General features: G+C 73.2%; 28 protein-coding genes and 1 tRNA gene. 10 read left to right on the forward strand and 19 right to left on the reverse strand.

What is annotated here, in order from left to right:
- Positions 1-18 precede the first annotated feature (18 nt).
- The 4 genes from HNR12_RS16425 to HNR12_RS16440 all read right to left on the reverse strand — a co-directional run bounded on the left by HNR12_RS16425 (position 19) and on the right by HNR12_RS16440 (position 4,984).
- Complete coding sequence (locus tag HNR12_RS16425) at positions 19-1,245, reverse strand: aminotransferase class V-fold PLP-dependent enzyme (RefSeq protein WP_179768306.1); 1,227 nt, start codon at positions 1,243-1,245, stop codon at positions 19-21.
- Positions 1,246-1,310: 65 nt separating this feature from the next.
- Positions 1,311-2,633, reverse strand: coding sequence for a pyridoxal-phosphate dependent enzyme (locus HNR12_RS16430; protein WP_179768307.1), 1,323 nt, complete (start codon positions 2,631-2,633; stop codon positions 1,311-1,313).
- Positions 2,630-4,090: an alanine racemase gene (locus HNR12_RS16435; protein WP_179768308.1), complete on the reverse strand. Its 1,461-nt coding sequence runs from the start codon at positions 4,088-4,090 to the stop codon at positions 2,630-2,632. Before HNR12_RS16435 ends, HNR12_RS16430 begins: the two co-directional genes overlap by 4 nt.
- A gap of 453 nt (positions 4,091-4,543) precedes the next feature.
- Entirely contained in the window at positions 4,544-4,984 is a 441-nt protein-coding gene (locus tag HNR12_RS16440; protein ID WP_179768309.1) for a hypothetical protein, read from the reverse strand.
- A 313-nt stretch (positions 4,985-5,297) separates the two neighbouring features.
- On the opposite strand from HNR12_RS16440, the gene HNR12_RS16445 reads away from it, so the two are divergent.
- Together HNR12_RS16445 and HNR12_RS16450 are read left to right on the forward strand one after the other, a co-directional pair.
- Entirely contained in the window at positions 5,298-5,654 is a 357-nt protein-coding gene (locus HNR12_RS16445; RefSeq protein ID WP_179768311.1) for an STAS domain-containing protein, read from the forward strand.
- A 68-nt stretch (positions 5,655-5,722) separates the two neighbouring features.
- A complete protein-coding gene (locus HNR12_RS16450) occupies positions 5,723-6,451 on the forward strand; it encodes a Mut7-C RNAse domain-containing protein (RefSeq protein ID WP_179768313.1) in 729 nt (242 codons plus the stop codon).
- A gap of 93 nt (positions 6,452-6,544) precedes the next feature.
- Here HNR12_RS16450 and HNR12_RS16455 read toward each other — a convergent pair.
- The 4 genes from HNR12_RS16455 to HNR12_RS16470 all read right to left on the reverse strand — a co-directional run bounded on the left by HNR12_RS16455 (position 6,545) and on the right by HNR12_RS16470 (position 8,234).
- Positions 6,545-6,632 (reverse strand) — tRNA-Ser (locus HNR12_RS16455).
- A 10-nt stretch (positions 6,633-6,642) separates the two neighbouring features.
- Positions 6,643-7,122, reverse strand: coding sequence for a nucleoside deaminase (locus tag HNR12_RS16460; protein ID WP_179768315.1), 480 nt, complete (start codon positions 7,120-7,122; stop codon positions 6,643-6,645).
- A 32-nt stretch (positions 7,123-7,154) separates the two neighbouring features.
- Complete coding sequence (locus HNR12_RS16465; RefSeq protein ID WP_179768316.1) at positions 7,155-7,649, reverse strand: tRNA adenosine deaminase-associated protein; 495 nt, start codon at positions 7,647-7,649, stop codon at positions 7,155-7,157.
- Between the two features lie 81 nt (positions 7,650-7,730).
- Positions 7,731-8,234, reverse strand: a complete 504-nt coding sequence (locus tag HNR12_RS16470) for a tRNA adenosine deaminase-associated protein (protein ID WP_179768317.1) — start codon at positions 8,232-8,234, stop codon at positions 7,731-7,733.
- Positions 8,235-8,544: 310 nt separating this feature from the next.
- Between HNR12_RS16470 and upp the strand changes: the two genes are divergently transcribed.
- From upp to HNR12_RS16495, 5 genes are all read left to right on the forward strand, one after another.
- Positions 8,545-9,183, forward strand: coding sequence for a uracil phosphoribosyltransferase (gene upp / locus HNR12_RS16475; RefSeq protein ID WP_179768318.1), 639 nt, complete (start codon positions 8,545-8,547; stop codon positions 9,181-9,183).
- A gap of 401 nt (positions 9,184-9,584) precedes the next feature.
- The gene (locus HNR12_RS16480) at positions 9,585-9,806 is read left to right on the forward strand and encodes a three-helix bundle dimerization domain-containing protein (RefSeq protein WP_179768320.1); all 222 of its coding nucleotides are present in this window, start codon (positions 9,585-9,587) and stop codon (positions 9,804-9,806) included.
- A gap of 154 nt (positions 9,807-9,960) precedes the next feature.
- Positions 9,961-10,125, forward strand: coding sequence for a hypothetical protein (locus tag HNR12_RS16485; RefSeq protein ID WP_179768322.1), 165 nt, complete (start codon positions 9,961-9,963; stop codon positions 10,123-10,125).
- A 14-nt stretch (positions 10,126-10,139) separates the two neighbouring features.
- A complete protein-coding gene (locus HNR12_RS16490) occupies positions 10,140-10,658 on the forward strand; it encodes a PH domain-containing protein (RefSeq protein ID WP_179768324.1) in 519 nt (172 codons plus the stop codon).
- A gap of 244 nt (positions 10,659-10,902) precedes the next feature.
- A complete protein-coding gene (locus HNR12_RS16495; protein WP_308118539.1) occupies positions 10,903-11,121 on the forward strand; it encodes a hypothetical protein in 219 nt (72 codons plus the stop codon).
- 169 nt (positions 11,122-11,290) lie between these two features.
- On the opposite strand, the gene HNR12_RS16500 is transcribed toward HNR12_RS16495, so the two are convergent.
- Positions 11,291-11,704, reverse strand: coding sequence for a DUF2000 domain-containing protein (locus HNR12_RS16500; protein WP_179768327.1), 414 nt, complete (start codon positions 11,702-11,704; stop codon positions 11,291-11,293).
- Between the two features lie 107 nt (positions 11,705-11,811).
- On the opposite strand from HNR12_RS16500, the gene HNR12_RS16505 reads away from it, so the two are divergent.
- A complete protein-coding gene (locus HNR12_RS16505; protein ID WP_179768329.1) occupies positions 11,812-12,297 on the forward strand; it encodes an Lrp/AsnC family transcriptional regulator in 486 nt (161 codons plus the stop codon).
- A gap of 740 nt (positions 12,298-13,037) precedes the next feature.
- Here the strand turns inward: HNR12_RS16505 and HNR12_RS16510 are convergent.
- The 3 genes from HNR12_RS16510 to HNR12_RS16520 all read right to left on the reverse strand — a co-directional run bounded on the left by HNR12_RS16510 (position 13,038) and on the right by HNR12_RS16520 (position 15,470).
- The gene (locus HNR12_RS16510; protein WP_179768331.1) at positions 13,038-14,123 is read right to left on the reverse strand and encodes a Gfo/Idh/MocA family protein; all 1,086 of its coding nucleotides are present in this window, start codon (positions 14,121-14,123) and stop codon (positions 13,038-13,040) included.
- A 92-nt stretch (positions 14,124-14,215) separates the two neighbouring features.
- Positions 14,216-14,746, reverse strand: a complete 531-nt coding sequence (locus tag HNR12_RS16515) for an SRPBCC family protein (protein WP_179768333.1) — start codon at positions 14,744-14,746, stop codon at positions 14,216-14,218.
- A 100-nt stretch (positions 14,747-14,846) separates the two neighbouring features.
- Entirely contained in the window at positions 14,847-15,470 is a 624-nt protein-coding gene (locus tag HNR12_RS16520) for a TetR/AcrR family transcriptional regulator (RefSeq protein WP_179768335.1), read from the reverse strand.
- Between the two features lie 84 nt (positions 15,471-15,554).
- Between HNR12_RS16520 and HNR12_RS16525 the strand changes: the two genes are divergently transcribed.
- Complete coding sequence (locus tag HNR12_RS16525) at positions 15,555-16,070, forward strand: DoxX family protein (protein WP_179768337.1); 516 nt, start codon at positions 15,555-15,557, stop codon at positions 16,068-16,070.
- Between the two features lie 311 nt (positions 16,071-16,381).
- Here the strand turns inward: HNR12_RS16525 and dnaB are convergent, their stop codons facing one another.
- Positions 16,382-18,295, reverse strand: a complete 1,914-nt coding sequence (dnaB, locus tag HNR12_RS16530) for a replicative DNA helicase (protein ID WP_308118538.1) — start codon at positions 18,293-18,295, stop codon at positions 16,382-16,384.
- A gap of 339 nt (positions 18,296-18,634) precedes the next feature.
- Here dnaB and HNR12_RS16535 point away from each other — a divergent pair, with 339 nt between their 5' ends.
- Complete coding sequence (locus tag HNR12_RS16535; protein ID WP_179768338.1) at positions 18,635-20,014, forward strand: MATE family efflux transporter; 1,380 nt, start codon at positions 18,635-18,637, stop codon at positions 20,012-20,014.
- A 14-nt stretch (positions 20,015-20,028) separates the two neighbouring features.
- On the opposite strand, the gene HNR12_RS16540 is transcribed toward HNR12_RS16535, so the two are convergent.
- The 6 genes from HNR12_RS16540 to HNR12_RS16565 form a co-directional block, all read right to left on the reverse strand.
- Positions 20,029-20,850: a peptidoglycan recognition protein family protein gene (locus HNR12_RS16540; RefSeq protein ID WP_179768340.1), complete on the reverse strand. Its 822-nt coding sequence runs from the start codon at positions 20,848-20,850 to the stop codon at positions 20,029-20,031.
- Between the two features lie 187 nt (positions 20,851-21,037).
- Positions 21,038-21,484, reverse strand: coding sequence for a 50S ribosomal protein L9 (gene rplI, locus HNR12_RS16545; protein WP_179768341.1), 447 nt, complete (start codon positions 21,482-21,484; stop codon positions 21,038-21,040).
- A 20-nt stretch (positions 21,485-21,504) separates the two neighbouring features.
- Entirely contained in the window at positions 21,505-21,741 is a 237-nt protein-coding gene (gene rpsR, locus HNR12_RS16550; protein ID WP_017595522.1) for a 30S ribosomal protein S18, read from the reverse strand.
- 75 nt (positions 21,742-21,816) lie between these two features.
- Complete coding sequence (locus HNR12_RS16555) at positions 21,817-22,407, reverse strand: single-stranded DNA-binding protein (RefSeq protein WP_179768343.1); 591 nt, start codon at positions 22,405-22,407, stop codon at positions 21,817-21,819.
- A gap of 73 nt (positions 22,408-22,480) precedes the next feature.
- Positions 22,481-22,771 (reverse strand): 30S ribosomal protein S6, encoded by a 291-nt coding sequence (rpsF, locus tag HNR12_RS16560; protein ID WP_179768345.1) that lies wholly within the window; start codon positions 22,769-22,771, stop codon positions 22,481-22,483.
- A gap of 90 nt (positions 22,772-22,861) precedes the next feature.
- The gene (locus HNR12_RS16565; protein WP_338119777.1) at positions 22,862-24,223 is read right to left on the reverse strand and encodes a glycosyltransferase 87 family protein; all 1,362 of its coding nucleotides are present in this window, start codon (positions 24,221-24,223) and stop codon (positions 22,862-22,864) included.
- Between the last annotated feature and the right edge of the window lie 3 nt (positions 24,224-24,226).

The raw sequence follows: 24,226 nt of genomic DNA on the forward strand, positions 1-24,226 counted from the left end.
GCGCCCGTCGTTGGGGCGTCAGTCCAGTTCCGCGAGGGCGGCGGCCAGGGCGTCGATCTCCTCGACGGTGTTGTACACGTGCACGCTCACCCGCACCGACCCGTCGGACTCCGCCGCCCCCGCCTGGCAGTGGCTGTCGGTGCGCACCATGAATCCCCGGCTGAACAGGATGAACCCCAGGTCGCCCGAGGAGATCGCGCGGTGGCGGAACGCCACGAGGCCGACCCGGTGCTGCACCGCGGAGTCGGCGGCCAGGCTGAGCCGGCAGCCCAGGACCTCGTAGGAGTCCAGGGCGCGCAGGGCGTCGGTGAGCCGGGCCGTCAGCGCGGTGCACCAGCGCCGCACGCGGTCGGGGCCGGCGTCCTCCAGCCAGTCCAGGGCCGCCTCAAGGCTCGCGATCCCGGCGGTGTTGGGCGTGCCGCTCCACCCGCCGGGGGTGAACGGGGCGCCGCGCGCCTGGCGGGCCCACACCGCGCCCGTACCCGGCAGCGCGAGCGCCTTGTGCCCGGAGAAGGCCACGAAGTCGACGTCGAGTGCCGCGACGTCGACGGGCAGGTGGCCCACGCTCTGCGCGGCGTCCAGGCAGATCACCGGCTCGGGTCCCACCGCCCGCCGCAGCCGGTCGATGTTCATGTCGACACCGTAGACGTGGTGCACGTGCGTGGCCGCGACGAACCGCGTGCGCGGGCCGACCGCCGCCGCCAGGGCGGCGTAGTCGTAGTCGCCCGAGGAGTCCTGGTAGGGCAGCTCCCGCACCGCGATCCGCACCCCCTGGCGGGCCAGCAGGTCGCGGGCCTCCAGCCAGGGGTCGAGGTTGGCGCGGTGGTCGGCGAAGGGCACCACGATCTCGTCGCCGTCGCGCAGGTGGCCGGTGAGCCAGTCCCGGGCGACGGTGCGCAGCCCCTCGGTGGTGCCGCCGGTGAAGTGCACGGCGGAGGCGGCGGGGGCGGGATCGCCCAGGAACGCCTTCACCCGCTCGCGCACCCGCTCGACCAGGTCCGTGGTCGCGTTGGCCCACGGGTAGGCGCCCCGGGCGGCGTTGGCGTTGGCGGTGGTGAGGTAGGCGCGCACGGCGTCCAGCACCGCCTCGGGCTTTTGCGCCGTGGCCGCGCTGTCCAGATAGGCCAGCTCCGGGTTGCCCGCGATGATGGGGAACTGCGCGCGCAGCGGGCGCTGCCACGCCGCCAGCTCCACCGCCGCGTCCGTCGCCCGCTCGGTCTGCCGCTCGGTCCGCCGTCCCGTCATGGCCGCCCCCTCCGCCACGCCTCCCCCTGCCTGCCCGCTCGCCGCCGCCCGCGGCGCGGCGCCCTTCAGTCGGCGACCAGCGGCGCGCCCGCGTCGCGCCAGCCGATGATCCCGCCGGCCAGGCTGTAGACCTCCTCGTGGCCCATGCGCGCCAGCAGCGCGGCGTAGCGCGCGGACTGCTCGCCCACCGGGCAGGCCAGGAGCACCGGCTGGCGCCGGCCGAACGGTAGTCCGCCGCGCACCAGCTCGCCGAAGACCTCGTCCACGATGTTGATCGAGCCCTCGATGTGCAGGGCGCGGAACGCGAACGGGCTGCGCAGGTCGACCACGGTGGGCCGGCGCCGGGCGATCCACTCGCGCGCCGCCGCGGGGTCCAGCGCCGCCGCCGACCTCGCCTCGGCGGCGCTCACCGACGCCACGGTGTTGGGGTCGGCGGCCGCGCGGTCGAACAGCTCGGGGCGGTGGCGCCGGACGTAGCCGAGGTAGCTCTCGCTCCGGTCGCAGACGATGAACACGGCCGTGGCGCGCCCGGTCAGCGTGTCGTCGACCGCGCGCAGCCGGCGCACGGCGCCGGTGTAGGCGGCGCCGCCCGTGGGACCGGCCAGGATGCCGCAGCGGCGCATCAGGGTGACCATGCCGTCGACGGCGTCGTCGGTGCTGACCGGGTCGATCGCGTCGTAGGCCGCCGGGTCGAACAGGCCGACCTCGCGGACCTCGTCGATGTCGCGGATGCCGGGGATGAAGTCGGACTTCCCGGCGACCAGCCCGACCACCCGCACCCCGGGGTCGTGGGCGCGCAGCACCCGCGCCACCCCGGTGGAGGACCCGGCGGTGCCCACGCAGGCGATGAACCAGTCGGGCGCCCGGCCGTCGAGGTCGGCGATGATCTCGGGCCCGGTGCCGGCCGCGTGCGCCTCGGTGTTGCGCTCGTTGAAGTACTGGTCGGTGTGCAGGTGGGCGTCGCCCATGGCGGTCAGCTCGCGGTGCACGGCGGTGAGCGGGTCGTCGGCGAGGTCGGGGTCCAGGCACTCGGTCTGCCCGGGCAGCTCCTCGATCTCGGCGCCCAGCAGCAGGAGCAGGTCCTTGATCTCGGGCACCCGCATGCGGTTGGTGACGCTCTTGAACCGCAGGCCGTGCATGCCCGCGATGACGGCCAGCGCCTTGGCGGTGTTGCCACTGGACAGCTCCACGACGGTGGCCCCGCGCGCCTGGGCGTCGGCGATCCGGTGCCGGGCCATGTTCCAGGCGGCGCGGTCCTTGACCGAGCCGAACGGGTTGAGCATCTCCAGCTTGGCGTAGAGGTCGATGTTGCGCAGCCCGTGCACCTCGGGGGCGATCCGCACCAGCGGGGTGTCGCCGATGGCGTCGGTGATGCTGTCGTATCTCATGCCGGCGTGCCTCCCGTGCGGCCGATCGGCCAGTAGCGGTCGTCCAGGCACCACTGCCAGCGGCCCGCGTCCCGGTGGACGGCGACCTTGCGGGCGCCGGGGCGGCCCTGGGCGCGGGTGGCGCCGAAGTCCATGCAGTAGCCGGCGGTGTTGGCGAAGGCGAGGAGGTCGCCCGGCCGGGGCAGGCGCGGCAGGTGGACCAGCCTGCGGGTGATGAGGTCGGACTCCAGGCACAGGCTGCCGGTGAGGTAGACGGCCGCCGGCGCGGGGTCGGCGGCGGGCGCGCGCGGCACCACCACCGGGTCGACGAGCACGCCGTGGTCCTCCAGGCCGATGTCGTCGGCCTTGGCGGCCAGGCGCACCACGGTGTCGCCGGAGTCCTCGCGGCGCACCTCGGCCACGGCGGCGAGGGTGATCCCGCACTGGTCCAGCAGCGCGCGGCCGGGCGCGATCCGCAGGTCGCCGAGGCTGTCGAGGAGGAGCGCGCCCAGGCCGCGGCCGAGTCCGGGCGCGGTGCGGGCGAGCAGCCGGTCGAGGTAGTCGGGGCCCGAAAGCGGCCGGTGGGCGGGGTAGAGGCCCAGCGCGCCGCGCAGGGTGCCGCCCTCGGCGCGCAGGCCGTAGCCGTGGCCGCCCCAGGTCAGCGGCGGGCGCTCGCCCAGGACGGCGCGGCGCAGCTCGGTGGTGTAGCGCTCCCACTGCGCGCCGTCGGCCAGGTAGCCGGTGCCGAACCCGCCGCCGATGTCGACGGCGCGCGGGGAGAACCCGCGGCGGCGCAGGGCGTCCAGCGCCACCAGGCAGCCCTCGAAGGCCAGCGCCTTCTCGTCCAGGCTCGTGGTGTCGAGGTGGTAGGCGGTGCCGATCGGCTCGACGGCGTCGCGGTGGCGTTCCAGGGCGTCGAGCAGGCGGTCGAGTCCGGCGGCGGGCACGCCGAACCGGCTGCGCCGGCTGAGCACGCGCACGCCCGTGGAGGCGAACCCGGACAGCCGCGCCAGCACGCGCACGCGCGGCAGGCCGTGCTTGCGGACGAGTTCGGCCAGCCCGTCCAGCTCGGCCAGGCCGTCCAGGTGCACCACGGCGCCGGTGCGGGCGGCCAGCCACAGGAATTCGGGGTCCTTGGGCCCGGTGGCCACGATCCGGTCGCCGGTGAACCCGGCGCCCAGCGCGTGCTGGAGTTCGCCGAGCGAGGCGACGTCGATTCCGGCGCCGGTGGCCGCCAGGCGCCGCACGAGGGCGCTGGAGCGGGTGGCCTTGTGCGCGAAGCAGATCTCACCGCCGAGGCTGTGCCGGCGGAACACCGCGCGGAACCGCTCGACATTGGCCGCGGCCTGGTCGGGGACCACGATGTTGAGCGGGGATCCGAGTGCGTCGGTGAGCGTGTGCAGGAACTCCGCGGATTCCACCAGCGACGCCAGCGGATCGTCCAGGCGGGGTTCCAGGTACAGCGGCGTCGGATCCATTCAGGGCGTGCCCCTTCCCCTGTCCGCACAGCGGCCCGCTAGCACTTCTTCCCGCTTTACCGGATATTTACGCTTTGCGGTACGCCACACCGGCGATTCCGGCAAAGGCCGGTGTGTTTTGGTGCGTCCGGGGAAAAGGGGCGGCCCGCCGCGCGCGTTTCCCGCGGCATTGCGCGCGCGGGAGCGGGATGGCACGGCGGCGCGCGCCCCGCCGCAGCGCGCGGGAAACCGGTTGAGCCGGTGGAAAGGGCGGGCAGGCGGGCACCGGTGCCGCCCGCAGGGCGCGGCGCGGACCGGTGCCACCGGACCCGCTGCGCCGCGCCCCGGAAGGCGGCCCGACACGGGGGTCCTGCGGACCCGGGTGGCCCGGACGTGCGCACGCCGCGGCGGCGCCGGCGGGCCGGGCGCCGCAGAGGACGGGGGTGAGGACCTGCGGGGGCGGGGGGTCGGGGGTCAGGACGCCTGCGGAACGACTCCGGGGTCGCGCGGGGCGGGCAGCGGCCCCGAGCCGCGCGCGGCGGCCCGCGCGCCCGCGGCGCGGTACAGGTGGTCCTCGGCCTCGGCGCGGTCGGAGTGGACGCGCAGCAGGCGGGTCAGGCCGGTGCCGTGCAGCGCCCGCGCGGCGGCGGAGTCGGGACCCAGGACGAGGGAGAGCCGCACCCCGTGCGCCTGGGTGCGGGTGTGCACCCGCTCGATGACCTCGCCGATGCCGGGGGCGCAGGAGATGGTGGGGCTGAAGTCGATGACGAGCTCCTCGATGCGCTCGTTGAGGAGCCAGAGGAGCTGGCCGCGAAGGCACATGCAGTGCCACGGCTCGATGCTCTGCGGCACGGTCACAATGGCGCCGCGCGCGATGTAGTCGACCTTGGCGACGATCTGCGTGGGTTGTTTCATCACTCACCTGCCGGAAGCCGATGCCCGTTCCGAGGATGGGACTAAGCGGTTGGCGGACGACCGCCGAAATGGTCGGTCTCCGTACTTTGGGGCCGCGCCTCCGGACCCATGGTTTCGCTGCCCGCCACAGGGCGCGCCAAACATCGAATTCACTGTGAACCGCCCGACACCCCCGTTCATGGCCGATCCATAACCGGCGTTTGCCATGGCTTGAGCGGCCGGTTGGTAGACAGGAGAAAGGCCGCCGAACCGGCGGTCCGGTCCGGCCCACTGGCCTCTCCTCCTGCTTTCGGATCCAAGGGACACCGGTCGTATGGTCACGGCATTCGCAACCTCGCTCCACTCCCGCTCCCGGCCCGTCGTGGCCGCGATGCCCGCGGAGATCGACGTCTACAACCGCGCCGAACTGCTGAACCGGCTGACCGCCCTGCTGGAGACGGCGCCGGGGACCCTCATCGTGGACATGACCGACACCGTCTTCTGCGACTCCGCCGCGGTGCACGTGCTCGTCGACGCCCAGCGCGCCGCCCACGCCGCCGGCCGCCGCATCCGGGTCGCCGCCCCCAACCGCGCGGTCCGCAGGGTGCTGGAGATCTGCCAGATCGACCGGCTCATGCCCGTCTACCGCAGCCTGCACGAGGCCGCACCGCCCCGGCCCACCGCGGGGTGACACCGGCCTGATACGGGCCGCGGCCGCGCCCGCCGGGCGACCCGGCGGGCGTCTGGCATCCTGGAGGAATGGACCGGCCCGGAGTGCGCCTGCGGTTCGCGGCGGACCTGCGCTTCTTCCTGCCCCACGCCCACCGGCACGGCGAGGTGCGCGCACCCCACGACCCCACCGCCACGCTCGGCCACCTCGTGCAGGCACTGGGCGTGCCGCTCACCGAGGTGGGACGGCTGTCGGTCGGCGGGCGCGCCGTGCCCGACTCCCACCGGCCCGCGCCCGGCGACACGGTCGAGGTCGCCGGCGTGCGCCGCCCGCAGCGGCTGCCGTTCGCGCCGCGCTTCGTGCTGGACGTCCACCTGGGCGCGCTCGCCCGCCGCCTGCGGCTGGTCGGCGTCGACACCGCCTACGCCAACGACCTCGACGACGACACGCTGGTGGAGATCGCCAACGCCGAGCGGCGCGCCCTGCTCACCCAGGACCGCCGCCTGCTGCACCGCCGCGCGCTCACGGCAGGCGCCTACGTGCACGGCCACGACCCCGACGACCAGTTCCGCGACGTCCTCGGCCGCTTCGCGCCGCCGCTGGCCCCCTGGACGCGCTGCCCGGCGTGCAACGGCGACGTGGCACCCGCCGCCAAGGAGACGGTGGCCCACCTCGTGGAGCCCGGCACCCGCCGCAGCCACGACACCTTCAGCCGGTGCCGGTCCTGCGGCCGGGTCTACTGGCCCGGCGCCCACCACACCCGCCTGGCCGACGTGGTCCGCACCGCGGAGTCGGTGGTCGCCGCGGCGGCCGGCTGAGGCGCCTGCGTGCGCGGTGAACGCGCGGCGGGGCGCGGCGGCCGGGACCGGGCACGAAAAAACCGCCCGCTCACCTGGGTGAACGGGCGGATGTGGCGGTGGAGGTGGGATTTGAACCCACGAAGGGTTGCCCCTTACTCGCTTTCGAGGCGAGCGCCATCGGCCACTAGGCGACTCCACCGCCGACCATGTTACCGGATGCGCCGGCGTGCGAAGAACTCGGTCAGCACGGCGGCGCAGGCGTCGGCGACGCCGGGCGAGACGAGGTCGGGCGGAACCACCTCGGGGCGGTGGTTGAGGCGGCGGTCGCGCAGGACGTCCCAGAGGGAGCCGGCCGCGCCGGCCTTGGGGTCGCGGGCGCCGTAGACCACGCGGTCCACACGGGCCAGCACGGCGGCGCCCGCGCACATCGTGCAGGGCTCCAGGGTGACCGCCAGGGTGCAGCCGGCCAGCCGCCACTCGCCGCGGGCGCGCGCCGCCGCGCGCAGGGCCAGCACCTCGGCGTGGGCGGTGGGGTCGGCGTCGGCCTCGCGGCGGTTGCGGCCGGTGCCGATCACCGCGCCCCCGGGGTCGAGGACCACCGCGCCCACCGGGACGTCGCCGCTCTCGGCGGTGCGCGCGCTCTCGGCGAGCGCCAGGCGCAGCGCGGCGTCGATCTCGGCTCGGGTCATGCCGGCGGGGTCCTCTTCCACGGGGGCGGCGGCTACAGCCGCAGCGCGTCCAGGGGTTCGGCGAAGCCGGCGCGCTCGGCGATCTCGGCGAGCACGTCGCCGGGCAGCAGGCCCTCGCTGGTGGTCAGCGACACCAGGTCGCCCGCCGGAACGCCGATGTCGGCGAGCAGTTCGGTGTCGCCGCCCGGCACGGGGTAGGGCTTCTGCCCGGTGCCCTCGGTCTGCTCGGGGGCCTCGATGCCGCCGCTCTGCTGCAGCAGCGCGGCGACGGGGTGCTCGTGCACCACGCGCACGTCGGAGAGGAAGACGCGGGGGTCGGTGTGGTCGTCCACGCGCACGACCGCGAACCACTCGTCGTCGGCCTCCACCAGCAGGACCATGGTGCCCTCGGCCGCGGCGCCGGAGACGTCGCGCATGGTGTCGGCGATGTCGTCGATGGTGGCGGCCTCGGCGAGGTCGCCCTCGACGCCGACACCCCTCCACTCGTCGTCCTGGCCGCGGCAGAAGACCGCTGAGAAGATCGCCACCGCTCTCCCGTCCCCTCTCGCGGGCGTCGGACGGGCCGTGGGGGCGGCCCGCCGTGGTCCTAGACCGATCGGTAGGAGTCCCTACCCCATCGAGTCGACGGCACGCTGGAACGCCTGCTGGAATCCGATCCGCTCGGCGATGCTGGCCAGCACCTCGTCGGGGTAGAGGTCGAGGTCGCCGGCGAGCGCGCCCAACTCCATCTCGTCCAGGCCGAGGTCGGCCAGGATCGACATGTCGCCGGCGGGCAGGACCTGGTCGAGGTCCTCGTCGTCGGGGACGTCGATGTCCAGGTACTCCAGAACGTCGCGCGCCACCTGCCAGTCGACCGAGGCGGTGACGTCGGAGAGGAAGAGGCTGACGTCGTCGCCGTAGACGCGCACGATGACGAAGAAGTCGTCACCGATCGACAGCAGGCCGATCGCGCCGCTGATGCTGGGCTGCTGGCGCAGGGCGTGCAGCACGCCCTTGAAGTCCTGGGTGAGTGCCACCGGCAGCAGGTAGACGTCCCAGTAGTTCTCCTCGCGGTAGGCGACCGCGGCGAAGTCGCCGCTTCCGTCGTCGTCGCTCAGTTCGAGTTCCGTCATCGTCACCCCACCAGCCCGGCTGTGATCGGGCCAGGATCGCAGATCGTCCGGCGCGGCGTCATCGTAGCGGTCGCGGTCGTCCGCGGCCCGGTTTCCCCGGAGGGAATCGTCCTCGTGGTAGAAGTCGGCGCTCACAGGTCCTATTAGAACGGACATCCGGTGCCCGGCAGAACGATATGGCCAACCCCGTCGCGGGCGGCGGCGCCGGCCCGGGGGCGCCGCCCCGCGCTCGCCCGGCGGCAGGCAACGCGCGCGTCGATAGACTCAGACGCCGATTCCCCATCGTTTCCCCAGCTCATCGGAGTGCCCAATGGACACCTTGGTCGTCGACCACCCGCTCGTCGCGCACAAGCTGACAACGCTGCGCGACGTCCGCACCGACTCCCCGACCTTCCGCCGGCTGACGGACGAACTGGTGACGCTGCTGGCCTACGAGGCGACCCACGACGTTCGCGTGGCCGACGTGACGGTGGACACACCGCTGATGCCGATGACGGGCGTGCAGCTCACCCGTCCCACCCCCCTGGTGGTGCCCATCCTGCGCGCCGGGCTGGGCATGCTCGACGGCATGACCCGGCTGCTGCCCACCGCCGAGGTCGGGTTCCTGGGCATGGCCCGCGACGAGGAGACCCTGCGCCCGGCCACCTACGCCGACCGCCTGCCCAACGACCTGTCCGGCCGGCAGTGCTACGTCCTGGACCCCATGCTCGCCACGGGCGGCACGCTGGCGGCGGCGATGCGGCTCCTGGTGGAGCGCGGGGCCGACCACGTCACGGCGATCTGCCTTCTGGCCGCGCCCGAGGGCCTGCGCACCCTGGCCGAAAAGGTCGGCGAGCCCGCCGCGACGCTGCGCGTGGTGACCGCCGCCATCGACGACCGCCTCAACGAGAAGGGGTTCATCCTGCCCGGGCTGGGCGACGCCGGCGACCGCCTCTACGGCAGCGTCTGATCCCGGCCCGCCTCCGGACCGCGCGGCGTTGGCCGCGTTTTTTGTATCAATCTCAAAACGGAGGAATGAACGTCCGAAAAGGGGGAATCAACGGCCGTAGGTCGCACGAGGCTCACCCGACCCTGCCCCCGCGTTCCGCGCATGCCGAAGCCCGTGGTTTGCGACAGCCGAATTCATTCCGAGACGGAGTCGTGACACATTAGGGCGATCATGGTAATGAGCCACGAGCCGACCATCCCACGCGCATAACCCCAGTTCGCCCGACGGACACCCAGCACCGACCCTCCCCCCGTGAACACCACGTCCGCCCCGACGTACAATCTTGACCCCGAGGGTGGTTACCGAGCGCCTGTACCCGGGTACACAGCGCAACCGATCACCCTTACCCCTCAAGGAGTGAGATGCCGGACAAGATCAGCCCGCCGCGCGACCTCTCCCCCGTTGTCGACCGGCTGAACGCCGAGTTCACCGGTGTGCACGATCCCGCCACCGTCACCAGATGCGTCGACGCGGCGCGCCAGGGCGCCCTCGACGTCACCGGCCGCGCCACCGCCGACCTCGTGGAGCGCATCGCCCGCCAGCACCTGCAGGTTCTCGCCCTCGCCTTCGCCGAGCGCCGGTGAGCACCCGCCCCGCCGGCGCGGTGCCGTGATCGGTACCACATCCGTTCCGCCCCGAACGCCACGCCGATTACGGGCATCTGGCTTTACGGGTCTGAATGTCGGTGTAACAATCAGCTTGGGTCAGTGGGTCACCAGCATTCGTGGGGAGTCGGTCATGGCGAGGTTGAAGAAGTGGTTGGGGTATGCCCTCATCGCTTTCGTCGCGTTTTATCTACTCACGCAGCCGGAAAGCGCGGCGGGCGTCATCCAGACCGGCGTGGGGGGGCTCATGTCCGCCGCTGAGTCGCTGTCCCGCTTCGTCAACACCCTGAGCGCGTAAAGGACCAGGCGGCCATGAGGCTCGTCGCACCGCCGAACCGGGCTCCGGCCTCGGTCAACCGCTACCTTCTGCCCTACGAACAGGACGTCGTCACCATCCGTCGGCACCCCGCGGTGCTGATCGGGCCGGTCGCGGCGGTGCTCGGCGCGCTCATCATCGCGGGCATCCTGAGCAACACCGTCGTCGCCTCCAGCGCCGCCGTGCTGGCGGTCATCTGGTGGGTGTGGCTGCTCATCCTGGTGTGGTTCGTCTGGCGGGTGGCCGGGTGGTCGGTCGACTACTTCGTCATCACGTCGCAGCGGCTGCTGCTGACGCAGGGGCTGATCACCCGCCAGGTGAACATGATGCCCCTGGGCAAGGTCACGGACATGCGCTTCGAGCGCACCCTGCTCGGGCGGTTCCTGGGCTACGGCACCTTCGTCATGGAGTCGGCCGGTCAGGACCAGGCGCTGAGCAGGATCAACTTCGTGCCCTATCCCGAGCAGCTCTACCTTGAGGTGGTCGGGCTGATCTTCAAGGATCCGAACGAGTAACCGGGCAGCCGGTAACGGTCGTGGACCCACGCTGACCCCAGCGCCCGCCGACAGGCGGGCGCTTCTTTTTGTTCACCTGTTGTTCACCTTCGCGGCGTCCGCCCTTGTCAACGGGGGCAAAATCCCGCCCGGACCGGCCCAAACCCCCACCTGTCAGGCGAATCAGAATTGACGCCAAGGTGAACGACGGGTTAACTTAAGACTTCTTAAGAACGAACGAGGGGGTGCCGCCATGGTGAACCCGGTGAGCCCGGCGACGCAGGTCGGCCGTACCGCCAAGGCCCCGCGCCGCACGCGCACCAGCGTGCTGCGGCGCCGGAGCGGTGAAGCCCGCACCGCAGCCGCAGCCATGCCCCAGCCGCGCGTCGCCGCGGAGGCCGTCGCCTCCGACCGGCCGCTGCTGACCTGGGAGCTGGTCACCGACGAAACCGGCCGCACGCGGCCGGAGGCCCGCTGGATCTAAATCCCGGGCACTCGCAGGGCAGGGCCCTGCGCCGAGGGGGCCGACCGCGCACGCGGTCGGCCCCCTCGGTCGTGCGCGCCCCTTGGCCGTTCCCATGCCATCGGCGCGCACGCCCGCTCGGTCCGCGCCCCCGCCCGGCGGCGCTCCCTCGCGCGGCGGGGGCCGCGCCTCAGCGCAGCAGCGGCAGCCGCTTGGTCAGGGGGTTGACCCGGTTGCGCGGCCCGAACACCGCGACCGCGACGTAGTCGACCTCCTCGGCGGGGGTCAGCGCCAGCGCGTCGAGGTAGGCCGCGTAGTCGCGGCTGCGCCGGGCGACCTCGTTGAACCCCACCACGGTCAATTCGTCGTCGGCGCGCGCCGCCTCGGCGAGAGCCCGCAGGTCGGCGGAGCCGGCCGTCAGGACCGGTACCGGGTTGGGGTTCAGCCCCGCGTGCACCCCGCCCGAGGCGTCCTTGCCGTCGGCGGCGAGCAGGTGCGGCAGCCGCCCGCCCAGAGCCAGCCCGGTGACCATCGCCGCGTTCACGGCGTGGGCCATCGGCAGCGTCTCGTCCACGACCAGTACCAGCTTCGTCCGCAGCGCCATTGCGCGCCTCCCCAAGTGATCGGCGTACGCGGGAGAACCTATACATACGGACGGTCTCAGCCACTCCGAATCGAACGTTCGGTCGGAATTCGCGTCATACTATGGACATGGACGAACTTGATGCGGAGATCATCCGGCTACTCCAAACGGATGCGCGCCAGTCCAACCGCGAACTCGCCCGCCGGCTGGGGGTGGCGCCCTCGACCTGCCTGGAGCGGGTGCGCTCGCTGACCCGGCGCGGCGTGATCCGCGGCTACCACGCCGACGTCGACCTCGCCGCCCTCAACCGCGGTGTGCAGGCGCTGGTGTCGATCCAGGTGCGCCCGCTGAGCCGGCCGGTCATCGTGCGGTTCAAGGAGGAGGTCAGCGTGCTGCCCGAGGTGCTGTCGGCCTTCGTGCTGGCGGGCGGCGACGACTTCGTGCTGCACGTGGCGGTGCAGGACCTCGACCGGCTGCACGCGTTCCTGCTGGACGAGTTGAGCAAGAGGAAGGAGATCGCCGGGTTCCGGACCTCGGTGATCTTCCAGAGCACCCGCAACCCGGTGGTCGGCCGACTGCCCGAGACGGCCGGGGCGGCCTCGGCACCGGACTGAGCGGAGGGGCCGGGTCGCGGAATGTCGATTTGTCGACAAATCCATCCGCGGCCGAGTCGGCAGCCGTCCGCAGGCGGGTGGGGATGGGAGATGGGGGCGAGGGCGGGGCGCCGAGGGCGGCAGGTGGGTGGGTCCGGCGATGAGCGGCCCGCTGAGCGGTTGGGCTCCGGTCCCCGCGCAGTGTCCGGAAACCGCTTACTTCCCGCCTTCGTCTCACCTTATGAGACAAATTCGCTGAAGGCGGGACGATCTCGCACGTGCGGTCACCCAGGCGGCCGGAACCGCACGATCGTCACTCTCTGAAACGGGCATTCCACCCCTAGCACCCCCGGGGAGCTCGCCTGTCGTCTCACATCGTGGGCATAACGAGCCGCCAAGCCCACTGGGCCGCCCCGTCGCCACTCCAAAGTGGACATACGGAACAAACGACCGCTCGCGGCGGCCACCCGCCACCGGGCCCCGTCGAACCGCGGCTGAGCGGACGACCGGCACGCGCGGCCGCTCCCCGGGCCGCCCCTCCGAACCTCGACTCCCGACACCAGCACCGGTCTCCGCCCGGCCCTCCCCCACCGCCCTCGGCGCCACCGACGCGGGCCAGCCACCCGCCGCCGGCGCCGGTTCCGCCGGGCCCAGCCACCCACCGCCTTCGCCGCCCCGTCGCCACCCCAACCAGCAACGGCCGAACCGATCACCGCCACCCGACCCCCCGCCTTCGGCGCGTCGGGTGTCCCGGCGCGGTGTCAGTCGGCGGCTCCGAGGTCGGGCACCGGTACCGGGGCCGAGCCCTTGGCCAGCGACTCGGCGCCGAGGACGCCGACCAGGGACGCCGCCACGGCCGCGCGCACGTCGACCGCGGGCGGCGCGCCGTCGGCGATCGTGGCGCGGAACGCCTCCAGCACCAGCACCGTGCCCTCGTCCGCCCGCGGCACGACGCCGCCCCCGATCTCCAGCGGCGGCGGGGTGCGCTCCTCCTCGCGCGGCACGCCGCCGGGCGCGGCCCACGCCTCGGTGCGCACCCGCAGCGACCAGGACCGCTCCCCCGGCGCCCGCACAGACTCCGCCAGGCCGCGGGTGCCCCGCGCCGAGACCCAGCTCCAGTGGCTGTCCGGCTCGCCCTGGAGGAACCCGTGCCGGGTCACCGCGAGGGCGCCCGTGGACAGCCGCACGACCAGCACCGCCGCCGAGTCGGGACGGTCGCCGTCCACCGTGTGGGCCGCGACGTCGAGGGGCCGCGCCCCCGTGACCGCGAGGACGGGTGAGAGGGTGTGGGTGCAGTAGGCGGTCGCGGCGATGCGCCCGCGCCAGTGCGCGGGGTCGCCCACGAGGGCGTCGACCGCCTCGGGTGCCATCCCGTGCAGGTAGTCGGCCTCCACCAGAACGGGGCGGCCGATCTCGCCGGACTCGACGGCCGCGCGCAGCAGCCGCACGTGCGGGTGGAAGACGAAGTTCTCGGCGAAGGAGTAGGTGGCGGCGGAGGCGTCGGCGGCCGCTATGAGCCGGCGGCCCTCCTCCACCCCGGCGCAGGCGGCGGTCTCGGAGAGCACGTGCACGCCGCGCTCCAGGAAGGCGACCGCGGGCTCGGCGTGGGCGTCGAAGTCGTTGGCGAGGATGACGCCGTCGAGGTCGGTGCCCAGCAGGTCCTGCCAGCGCTCGGCGACGGCGGCGCCCGGCAGCCGCGGCGCGGCCTGCGCCCGGCACTGCGGGTCGAGGTCGCAGGCGGCGACCACCTCCAGGCCCACCCGGGGGCAGTGCTCGGCCATATGCAGCCCGCGCCGGAGTCCGACCACGCCAATGCGGGGCCGACCCCGCGCCTCGTTGCGCTCCATGCGGGCATGGTGGCGGGGCGCGGCCACTGTCCGCAACGGGTTTTCGACCGGGTGCGGCGGTGCGGTGGCACTGACCGGATCCGCCGACCGGCTCAGGGGCCGGTCTCGGCCCGGAGGCGCAGGCCCTCCAGCACGGCCGCCATGCCGTTGGCGAGTTCGTCCAGCCGGTGGGCCACCAGCATCTCCTCGCGCTCGGGCATGCGGTCGATCACCACGCTCAGCCCGGAGGGGCCGGGGCCCAGGCGGACCGACTGGCGCAGCAGCGTACCGCCGCCGCGAGGCTCCAGGGTGAACCGCCACAGCGCCATCGGCGCGGCGGCGGTGCGCATGGGCGGGCCGAACCGGCCGTCCACGTCGAGCACCGCCCAGGCGAACGTGCTCTCCGCCTTCAGTTCGACGATCTCGGACACGGTCCGCCACTCGCCGATACGGGGGTGGCGGTTGAACCCCGCGAACCGCGCGCCTTCGGCGGGGCCGGTGGCGGGGGCCAGCCACTCGACCTTCCACAGTTCGGGGCTGTAGGCGCACGGCAGCGCGATGTCGGTGACCAGCGGCCACACCCGCTGCGGCGGCGCGGCGACGGTGGTCTCGCGTTCGGTGGAGGGGCCTTCGGCGTAGCGCATCCGATTCTCCCGGTGCCCGGCGAATGTGAGGAAAGTGTGCCCGAGGCGCGCCGCCGCGGGCGCACCGGCCCCCTCCCCACCGTCCGCCGGTGCCGGGGTCTCAGCCGGCGGGGGTGGTGGTGTAGCCGTGGAAGAGCACCGCCGCCACCTGGCGGAAGAGCTTCTCGGGGTCGTCGCCGCGCATTGACGTGTCGACGACGCCCTCGCGCCACAGCACGGCGAACCCGTGGGCCGCCGACCACGCCGCCAGCGTGTAGGCGGGGGTGCGCGGACCGCCGGGCCCCCCGGGGACGGCCGTCTCAAGGAGGGCCGCGGCGCGCGCCGAGGCGGCGGCCAGCTCCGGGTCGTCGGCGTGGTAGAGCTCCGAGCGGAACATGACGTCGAAGTGGCCGGGGTGCTCCAGCGCGAAGCGCACGTAGCGCAGGCCCATCTCGTAGAGCGCGCCCGAGGGGTTGTCGGGGTCGACGGGCTCGGGCACCTCCCCCGCCCGTTCGGCCGCCGCGAGGGAGTCGGCGAGCATGCGGAAGCCGTCGACGGCGATCGCGGTGAACAGCCCGGCCTTGTCGGTGAAGTGGTGGGCGGGGGCCGCGTGCGAGACCTCGGCGCGGCGCGCCAGTTCGCGCAGGCTGACGGCGGCCGTGCCCCGCTCGGCGATCAGTTCGACGGCGGCGTCGAGCAGCGCCCGGCGCAGGTCCCCGTGGTGGTAACCGGTGCGTTCTGGCATGACAGCAGCCTACCCCAGATCTAGTCATTGACAAGATTGCCCGATCGGGGCAAACTAGACAGTGACAAGTTCGGAGGGGGAGACATGAACGTGACACTGATCGCGCTGGGGGCGTCCACGGCGGCGTTCCGCGGGCTCGGCGCGCTGGGGGTGCGCCGCTTCGCCACCTGGCGGGACAGCGCCGCCCACGGCATGGCCGCCATGCTGCTGCTCACCGCGAGCGCGCACTTCGTGCCGCCGTCGGTGACGGTGATGCCCACGCACGCCGACATGGTGGCCATGGTCCCGCCGCAGCTGCCGTACCCGGAGCTGCTGGTGTACGCCACGGGCGTGCTCGAACTCGCCGGCGCCGCGGGCCTGGTGTGGCCGCGCACCCGGCGGTCGGCCGCCGCCTGCCTGGCGCTGCTGTTCGTGCTGATGTTCCCGGCCAACGCCTACGCCGCTTTGAACGAGGTGCCCCTGGCCGGCGACCCGGCGACCCCGCTGGTGCCGCGGCTGCTGGAGCAGTTGCTCTACATCGGCCTGATGGGCTGGGTGGCCTGGCCGCGCGGCCTCGCCGCCAAGCCCGCCCCGAAGGCGGCCGCTGCCGAGCGCGCCTAGTGGGGCGCGCGGCACCTCGCGACACGGCATTCGCACAGCGGCCCCGCACCGTCGACCCGACGGCGCGGGGCCGCTCCGTTGTGCCGCGGGCGCCGGGCCGCCGCGGCGCACTCCTCGCCCGGGGAGCAGCCGGTCCACCGGCGGCCGCCTGCTGAAGCCCTACGCGGCGCACTCCTCCGCCAGGGCGGTGCGTGCCGGGGTGCCGACCGCTCAGCCGGTGCGGGGCAGGACCGGATCCAGGCCGCCATGATGCCCCGGCGCCCCGAGCGGCCGCCCCGCCGGTCCGGCGGGGACGGCGCCGTGTCGGCATGTCAGCCCGGCGCCATGTCGACAAAGCGGCTGTAGTGGCCCTGGAACGCCACGGTGACGGTGGCCGTGGGGCCGTTGCGGTGCTTGGCCACGATGAGGTCGGCCTCGCCGGCGCGCGGGGACTCCTTCTCGTGGACGTCCTCGCGGTAGAGCAGGATGACCATGTCCGCGTCCTGCTCGATGCTTCCGGACTCGCGCAAGTCGCTGACCTGGGGTTTCTTGTCGGTGCGCTGCTCGGGCCCCCGGTTGAGCTGGGACAGCGCGATGACCGGCACCTCCAGCTCCTTTGCCAGCAGCTTCAGCGACCGCGACATCTCCGAGACCTCCTGCTGGCGGCTCTCGACGCGGCCGGTCGAGCTCATCAACTGGAGGTAGTCGACGATGACCAGCTTGAGGTCGTGCTGCTGCTTGAGCCGCCGGCACTTGGCGCGGATCTCCATCATCGACAGGTTCGGGGAGTCGTCGATGAACAGCGGCGCGCTGGCGACCTCGCCCATGCGCCGGGCCAGCCGCGCCCAGTCGTCGTCGGTCATCAGCCCCGAGCGCATGGTGTGCAGCGGCACCCGCGCCTCGGCCGACAGCAGCCGCATGACGATCTCGTTGCGGCCCATCTCCAGGCTGAAGAAGACGCTGGTGAGCTGGTGTTTGATCGAGGCCGCCCGCGCGAAGTCGAGCGCGAGGGTGGAGTTGTGGGTGGGGATGAGCGCCCGGGTGGCGAGGTAGAGGTGGTCGGGGTGGTCGATCTGCACGCAGCGCACCGGCACGCTGGGCACGCGCCGCGCACCGGTCACCCGGCGCACGGCGGCCCGCCGGGGCGCGGTGGCCACGCCGCCGGCCGCACGGAGGGCACCGGCGCGGTGCGCGGCGGCCGCGCCCGCGGTGTCCACAGGCTGTGGAGCGGCCGGGAGGGCGGGTCCGCCCGGCGCCGCGACGACCGGGCCGCAGGCGCCACCGGTGTCGGCCAGCCACGCCGCGAGCCGCGCGGTGGTGCACAGCTCGACGCGCTCGCCCCGCCTCGCCCGGTCGCCCGCCAGGACGGGCCACTCGTGCTCGGCGTCGGCCACCACGGTGGTGCCGTCGTCGAAGCGCAGCTCGTAGCAGGGGCGGCCGGTCATGACCTCGGTGGCCGCGACCACCGGGGTGGGGCTGCCGTCGGGCGCCAGCAGGCGGTCGCCCACGGCGACCTCGCCCATGGTGGTCCAGCCCTCGGGGGTGGGCAGCGGGGTGTCCAGCGCGAGCGCCTTGCCGACGGCCGGACGCGCGGCGATGATGATCATCTGCCCGGGGTGCAGGCCGTTGGAGAGCGCGTCGAAGTCGGTGAACCCCGTGGGCACGCCGGTCAGCGAGCCGTCGTGGGCCGAGATCGCCTCGATCTCGTCGAGCGCGCCCGGCATGATGTCGCTGAGCGGCAGGTAGTCCTCGCCGGTGCGCTTCTCGGCGATGCGGAAGATCTCGGCCTGGGCGTGGTCCACGAGGTCGTCGACGTCGCCGTCGCCGGCGTAGCCGATCTGCGCGATCCGGGTGCCCGCCTCGACCAGGCGGCGCAGCACGGCGCGGTCGGCGACGATCCGGGCGTAGTACCCGGCGTTGGCCGCGGTGGGGATGGCCTCGGTGAGGGTGTGCAGGTAGGGGGCGCCGCCAACCCGGGTGATCTCGCCGCGCTTGGTGAGTTCGGCGTTGACCGAGATCGCGTCGACCGGCTCGCCGCGCGAGAACAGGTCGACCACCGCGTCGAAGATGGTCTGGTGCGCCGGCCGGTAGAAGTCGGCGGACCGCACGATCTCGACCACCTGGGTGATGGCCTCCTTGGACAGCAGCATGCCGCCCAGCACGCTCTGCTCGGCCATGATGTCGTGCGGTGGTGTGCGCTCGAAGCCGGCGCCGGTGTTCTCCGGCGGTAGGTCGGCGACGCTCACGTGGACTCCCCCTGCTTCACGTTCGCGAACATGTCCAGCATGCCCGGGCTTGGATTGTCGCGACTGGAGCACCCGCGGCGCAAAGCGGCCTGTGGACAGCGCTGGGGAGATCCTGTGGACGAAGGCAGGCCATCCTGCGGATAGCTTGTGCACAACACCTGTGGACAACTAATTCACAGGTCGCATACACCCATTCTGACCTGCAAAGACTTTATGCACCGGCTGTGCGCGAAAGAAAGTTCACAGCCCGCTTTCCACAGGTTATCCACAGGCTGCTCGCGAGCCGTGGATAACCTGTGCACACAGCCTCGAACACGTGTCCGGTATTGTCGCAGTGCCATGCCCGTGAAGCCAGCCCTGTCCCGCCTGCGCGGCGCGCTGCCCGCCCCGCCGTTCCGGCACACCCACGACCGCGAGATCCTGCGGCTCGCCGTACCCAGCTTCTTCGCCCTGGTCTCCGAGCCGCTGTTCCTGCTCAGTGACTCCGCCATCGTGGGCACGCTGGGCACCCAGGCGCTCGGCGGACTGGGCGTAGCCGGCCAGGTGCTGCTCACCCTGGCCAACCTGTGCGTCTTCCTGGCCTACGGAACCACCTCGGCCGTGGCCCGCCGCTTCGGCGCCGGCCAGACCGCGGCCGGGCTGCGCAGCGGCGTCGACGGCCTGTGGCTGGCCGTGCTGATCGGCGCCGCCATCGTGGCGGTCTGCTACCCGGCGGCGCCCTGGCTGGTCCAGGCGCTGGGCGCCTCACCCGCAGTCGCCCCCTACGCCGTGGTCTACCTGCGGATCAGCCTGCTGAGCACCCCCGCGCTGCTGGTCATCCTGGCCGGCACCGGTGTGCTGCGCGGCCTGCAGGACGCCACCACGCCGCTGCTGGTGGCGGTGGGCACCAACGTCGCCAACATCGTGCTGTGCGCGTGGTTCGTGCTGGTGCTGGACTGGGGGATCGCCGGCTCGGCGTGGGCCACGGTCATCGCCCAGACCGCCGGAGCCGGCGCCTACCTGGTGGTCGTCGTGCGCGCCGCCCGCCGCCACGGGGTCGGGCTGGCGCCCAGCCTGGCCGGGCTGCGGGCCTCGGCCACCGCCGGGTTCGCGCTGTTCGTGCGCACGGTCTCGCTGCGCGTCGTGCTGCTGGTCAGCACCGCCGTGGCCGCCCGCCTGGGCGACCCCGAACTCGCCGCGCACCAGGTGGCCACGCAGATCTGGTCGCTGCTGGTGTTCGCCCTGGACGCGATCGCCATCGCCGGGCAGGCCATCATCGGCCGCTACCTTGGCGCCTCCGACATCGCGGGCGCCCGCGCGGCCACCCGCCGCATGGTCGAGTGGGGCGTGTTCGCCGGGGTGGTGTTCGCCGTGCTGACGCTCGCGCTGCGGCCGTGGGCCCCGCTGCCCTTCACCGACGACCCCCACGTGCACGGCCTGCTGCTGTCGGCCCTGCTGGTGGTGGCGCTGCTGCAGCCGCTCAGCGGTGTGGTCATGGTCCTCGACGGCATCCTCATGGGCGCCGGCGACCAGCGCTATCTGGCCTGGGCGAGCTTCTGGACGATGCTGGCGTTCCTGCCGTGCGCGGCCCTGGTGCGCTACGCGCTGCCCGCGGGGTCGCCGCACGGGCTCACCTGGCTGTGGATCGCGTTCGCCGTGTGGATCCTGGCCCGCGGGATCACGCTGGGCGCGCGGGCGCGCGGCGGGGCCTGGCTGGTGGCCGGGGCCGCGCGCCCCTGAACCCGGACGGGTCCTCAGGACTCTCCGGAGCCCAGCGCCGGCCCGTGGTAGAACTCCACCGCGCGCTCGTCCACCGGCACCCGCGGGTAGGTGGGCAGGTGCTCCTCGGGGAGGTCGGCCTCGTCGCGCAGCACCAGCCGCGCCTCCAGGCTGCGCAGCCGCGCCCCCACGTCGGTGCGCAGCCGGGGCAGCATGGCGTACAGGCTGTCGCCCGGGCAGCTCGTGGCGTTGAAGTCGCGGTGGCCGACGATGGCGCTCGACGGGCTGAGCCCGTAGACCAGGCACAGCCACGCGCAGGTCTCGATCAGCGCGCTCAGCAGCTCCCGGGTGGGCTCGGCGGAGGTGTAGGTGCCCTCGTTCTCGATGCCCACCGTGTGGGAGTTGTGGTCGGCGGTGTGCGCGCCCACCACGTGGTCGCCCGCCCGGATGGCCGGCAGCGACCGGTTGCGCCCCTCCATGACGTAGCCGCCTCGGCTGATGGTGAGGTGCTGGCCGGTGTCGTCCCAGCCGTTGGTGTCCATGTGGTGGTTCTGGATCGACCGGGAGAGCGCCGCGGCGTGGCTCTTGGAGTAGTCGGTGCTGTTGGCGGTGGCCGTGTGGTGCACGACGATCAGGTCGGGCGCCTGCGACAGCACCGTGGCGGCGCGCTTGGGCGAGCGCGCGCCCCACTCGCTCCGGGTGTAGATGCGCGGCTCCTCCATGGCGAGCGCCGCGCCCGGGGCCGCGAGGCCGGCGACCCCGCCCAGCAGAGCTCCGCCCGCCGCCAGGGCGGCTCCCCGAAGGACACTGCGGCGCGGCACACCCGGCCGCCCCGGTGCCCCCTCATAGCTGCACATAGCGGCCACATCCTTCCTGTGGAGTTCCAGACCCACAGGACAAGATAGGCTACACAGCGTGACGAATTGACAACCCAGAGAAATCAGGCGTGTTCGGGCGCGGCGGGGCGGTCGCGGGCGCGGGTCCGGACGCACGACGGCCCCGGTCCCCTCGCGGGGGCCGGGGCCGCGGGCCCGGTGCGGCGGGTCAGACCCCCTGCACCTGCAGCTTGATGGTGGCCGTGACCTCGGGGTGCAGGCGCACCTGCACCTTGTGGTCGCCCACCGACTTGATCGGGTTGCGGATCTCGATCCGGCGCTTGTCGACCTCGGGGCCGCCGGACGCCTTCACGGCGTCGGCGACATCGGCCGCGGTGACCGACCCGAACAGCCGCCCGCCGTCACCGGCGCGCTGCTGGAGCTTGACGTTGAGCGAGTTCAGCCGGCCCGCCACCTGCTGGGCGTCGTCCAGGCTGCGGATGTCGCGTGCGGCGCGGGCGCGGCGGATCGAGTCGATCTGCTTCTGCCCGCCCCGGGTCCACCGGATGGCGAACCCGCGCGGCAGCAGGTAGTTGCGGCCGTAGCCGTCCTTCACCTCGACCACATCGCCCGGGGCGCCGAGGCCGGTGACCTCCTGGGTCAGAATCAGCTTCACGACAAAACCTCCTTACCCCGTTAGCGAGCGGTGCTGGTGTAGGGCAGCAGCGCCATCTCGCGGGCGTTCTTGATCGCCGTCGCGACATCGCGCTGGTGCTGCGTGCAGTTGCCGGTCACCCGACGCGCGCGGATCTTGCCGCGGTCGGAGATGAACTTGCGCAGCAGAGTGGTGTCCTTGTAGTCGATGTAGGACAGCTTCTCCTGACAGAACAGGCAAACCTTCTTCTTGGGCTTGCGCGCTGCCGGCTTCGCCATCGTGGTGCTCCTTTGCAAGAGCCCCGGGAACACCCGGGGATGGTCAATCGGACAGGGGTGTGCGGTGCGCCCCGGCTAGAACGGGGGTTCGTCGGAGAACCCGCCGCCGCCGCCGAAGCCACCGCCGCCGCTGGTCGCCCACGGGTCGTCGGCGGGGGGACCGGAACGGCCGCCCTGGGGGCCGCCGAAGCCGCCGCCCTGGTTGCCGTAGCCGCCGCCCTGGCCGCCGCCACCGCCGTAGCCGCCACCGCCGCCGAATCCGCCACCGCCGCCGAATCCGCCGCCGCCCTGGCCGCCCTGCCGCTGCACCTTGGTCACCTTGGCGGTGGCGCTGCGCAGCGCGGGGCCGACCTCCTCGACGTCGATCTCGAAGACGGTGCGCTTCTCACCTTCCTTGGTCTCGTAGGACCGCTGCTTGAGGCGGCCCTGCACGATGACGCGCATGCCGCGCTGCAGGCTCTCGGCGACGTTCTCGGCGTACTGACGCCACACCGAGCAGGTGAGGAACATCGACTCGCCGTCGCGCCACTCGCCGCTCTGGCGGTCGAAGGTGCGCGGGGTCGAGGCGACGCGGAAGTTGGCGACCGCGGCCCCGCTGGGGGTGAATCGCAGTTCAGGGTCGTCGACGAGGTTGCCGACGAGCGTGATCTGGGTTTCGCCTGCCATGGGTTGGCTCCGGGTTAGGTAGTCGGATCAGGCGTATGAGCGGGGACGCCGGCGGATGGGCGCCGCGGGCGGGTCAGTGCACCTCGGGCCGCAGGACCTTGGTGCGCAGGACGGCCTCGGTGAGGTTCAGCTGGCGGTCGAGCTCCTTGACGGTGGCGGGTTCGGCCGTGAGGTCGATGACCGCGTAGATGCCGTCGGAGTTCTTGGCGATGTCGTAGGCGAGACGGCGCTTGCCCCAGACGTCGACCTTCTCGACCGAGCCGCCGTCGTTGCGGACGACTCCGAGGAACTGCTCCAGCGACGGCGACACAGTGCGCTCGTCGAGACTGGGGTCGAGGATGACCATCACTTCATAACGACGCATAGGCGTTCGTACCTCCTCTGGACTGTCGCGGCCATGGTCTCTCCATGGCAGGAGGGCATTGAGCCAGACAAACGCCAAGGCTACCAGTCGTCACACCGTGGAGCGGCCGCCGCGGAGGTTGTCCACAACCGTCAGGACGCACACCGCCAGCACGGTGGTCCAGCGGCCCAGCAGCAGCAGCGAGTAGGCGCCGACGTCGAGCCCGGTGCCCGAGCCCGGCACCGCGGTGCCGCCCTGCTGGGTCACCCAGAGCAGGTGCTGCCAGATGCCGAAGAAGTAGCCGGTTTCGGCGAGCTGCCACAGGCCGAACACCACCAGCGCCGGCGCGGCCGGCAGCCGGCGCGGCCAGGCCAGCGCCGCCAGCGGCAGCAGCCACAGCACGAACTGCGGCGACCACACCTTGTTGGTCAGCAGGAACGCCGCCACCACCAGCAGCACCAGCTGCTCCAGCGGCGGACGGCGGCGCGCGAGCACCGCCAGCGCCGCCACCCCGGCGCACGCCGCCACCAGGGTCGCCATGCCGGTGGCGTTGACCAGGTCCAGGTCGCCCGAGGGGAACACGCCGTACCCGCCCAGGGCGTAGTAGAGGGAGCCCCAGTCGGTGCCGCGCTCCTGGCTGAAGGTGAAGAAGGTGGCCCAGTTGCGCGGTGCCGCCAGGTACACCGGCAGGTTGACCGCGCCCCAGGCCAGCGCGCCGGCGGCCAGCGGGCGCAGGAACCCGCCCACGGTGACCGCGCCGGGACCGCCCTCGCGGCGCACCAGCTCGCGCACCATCAGCACGAACAGCGGCCCGAACACCAGGAACGGGTAGAACTTCGCCGCCGTGGCGAGCCCGAAGAGGGCGCCGGCGCTCCACTGCCGGCCGTGCGCGTAGGCCACGAGCCCGCCGGTGAACAGGGCCACGGCGAGCAGGTCCCAGTTGATCAGCCCGGTCAGCACGGCGGCGGGCGCCAGCGCCACGAGCCCGCCCGCGAGCAGGGCCGCGCGCGGGCGGAAGGCGGCGCCGGGCACGGGGGCGATCCCGCCGCGTCCGGCGATGTGGCCGATCCCCAGCACGGTGGCGACCAGGCACACGCCCATGACGGCGGCGGTGAGGTCGAAGTAGCCCAGGGCGCGGGCCGTTTCGTCGGGCAGCCAGGAGACCCCGCGGGCGATCGCGTACATCAGCCCGCCGGTCAGCACCGGGTACTCGGTGGGGACGTCGAGGTAGGGGACGGAGCCGGAGTCGAGGGCGTCGCGGAAGTACAGCGGGAAGACGTCGCTGTAGCAGCCGGCGGCGTACTGGGTGCCGTCGCTCCAGGCCCCGCCGAAGCGGCACGGCCACTTCGCGAGGTAGGCCGCCACGGCACCGAGGGCCCCGAGCGCGGCCAGCCACAGGGTGGTGCGGCGCGCCTCGGGGGACACAGAAGGCGGGCCGGCGGCAGCGCCGCCGGCCCGCTCAGCAGAACTCACCGA

Source organism: Streptomonospora nanhaiensis, from assembly GCF_013410565.1.
GTDB classification, from domain to species: domain Bacteria; phylum Actinomycetota; class Actinomycetes; order Streptosporangiales; family Streptosporangiaceae; genus Streptomonospora; species Streptomonospora nanhaiensis.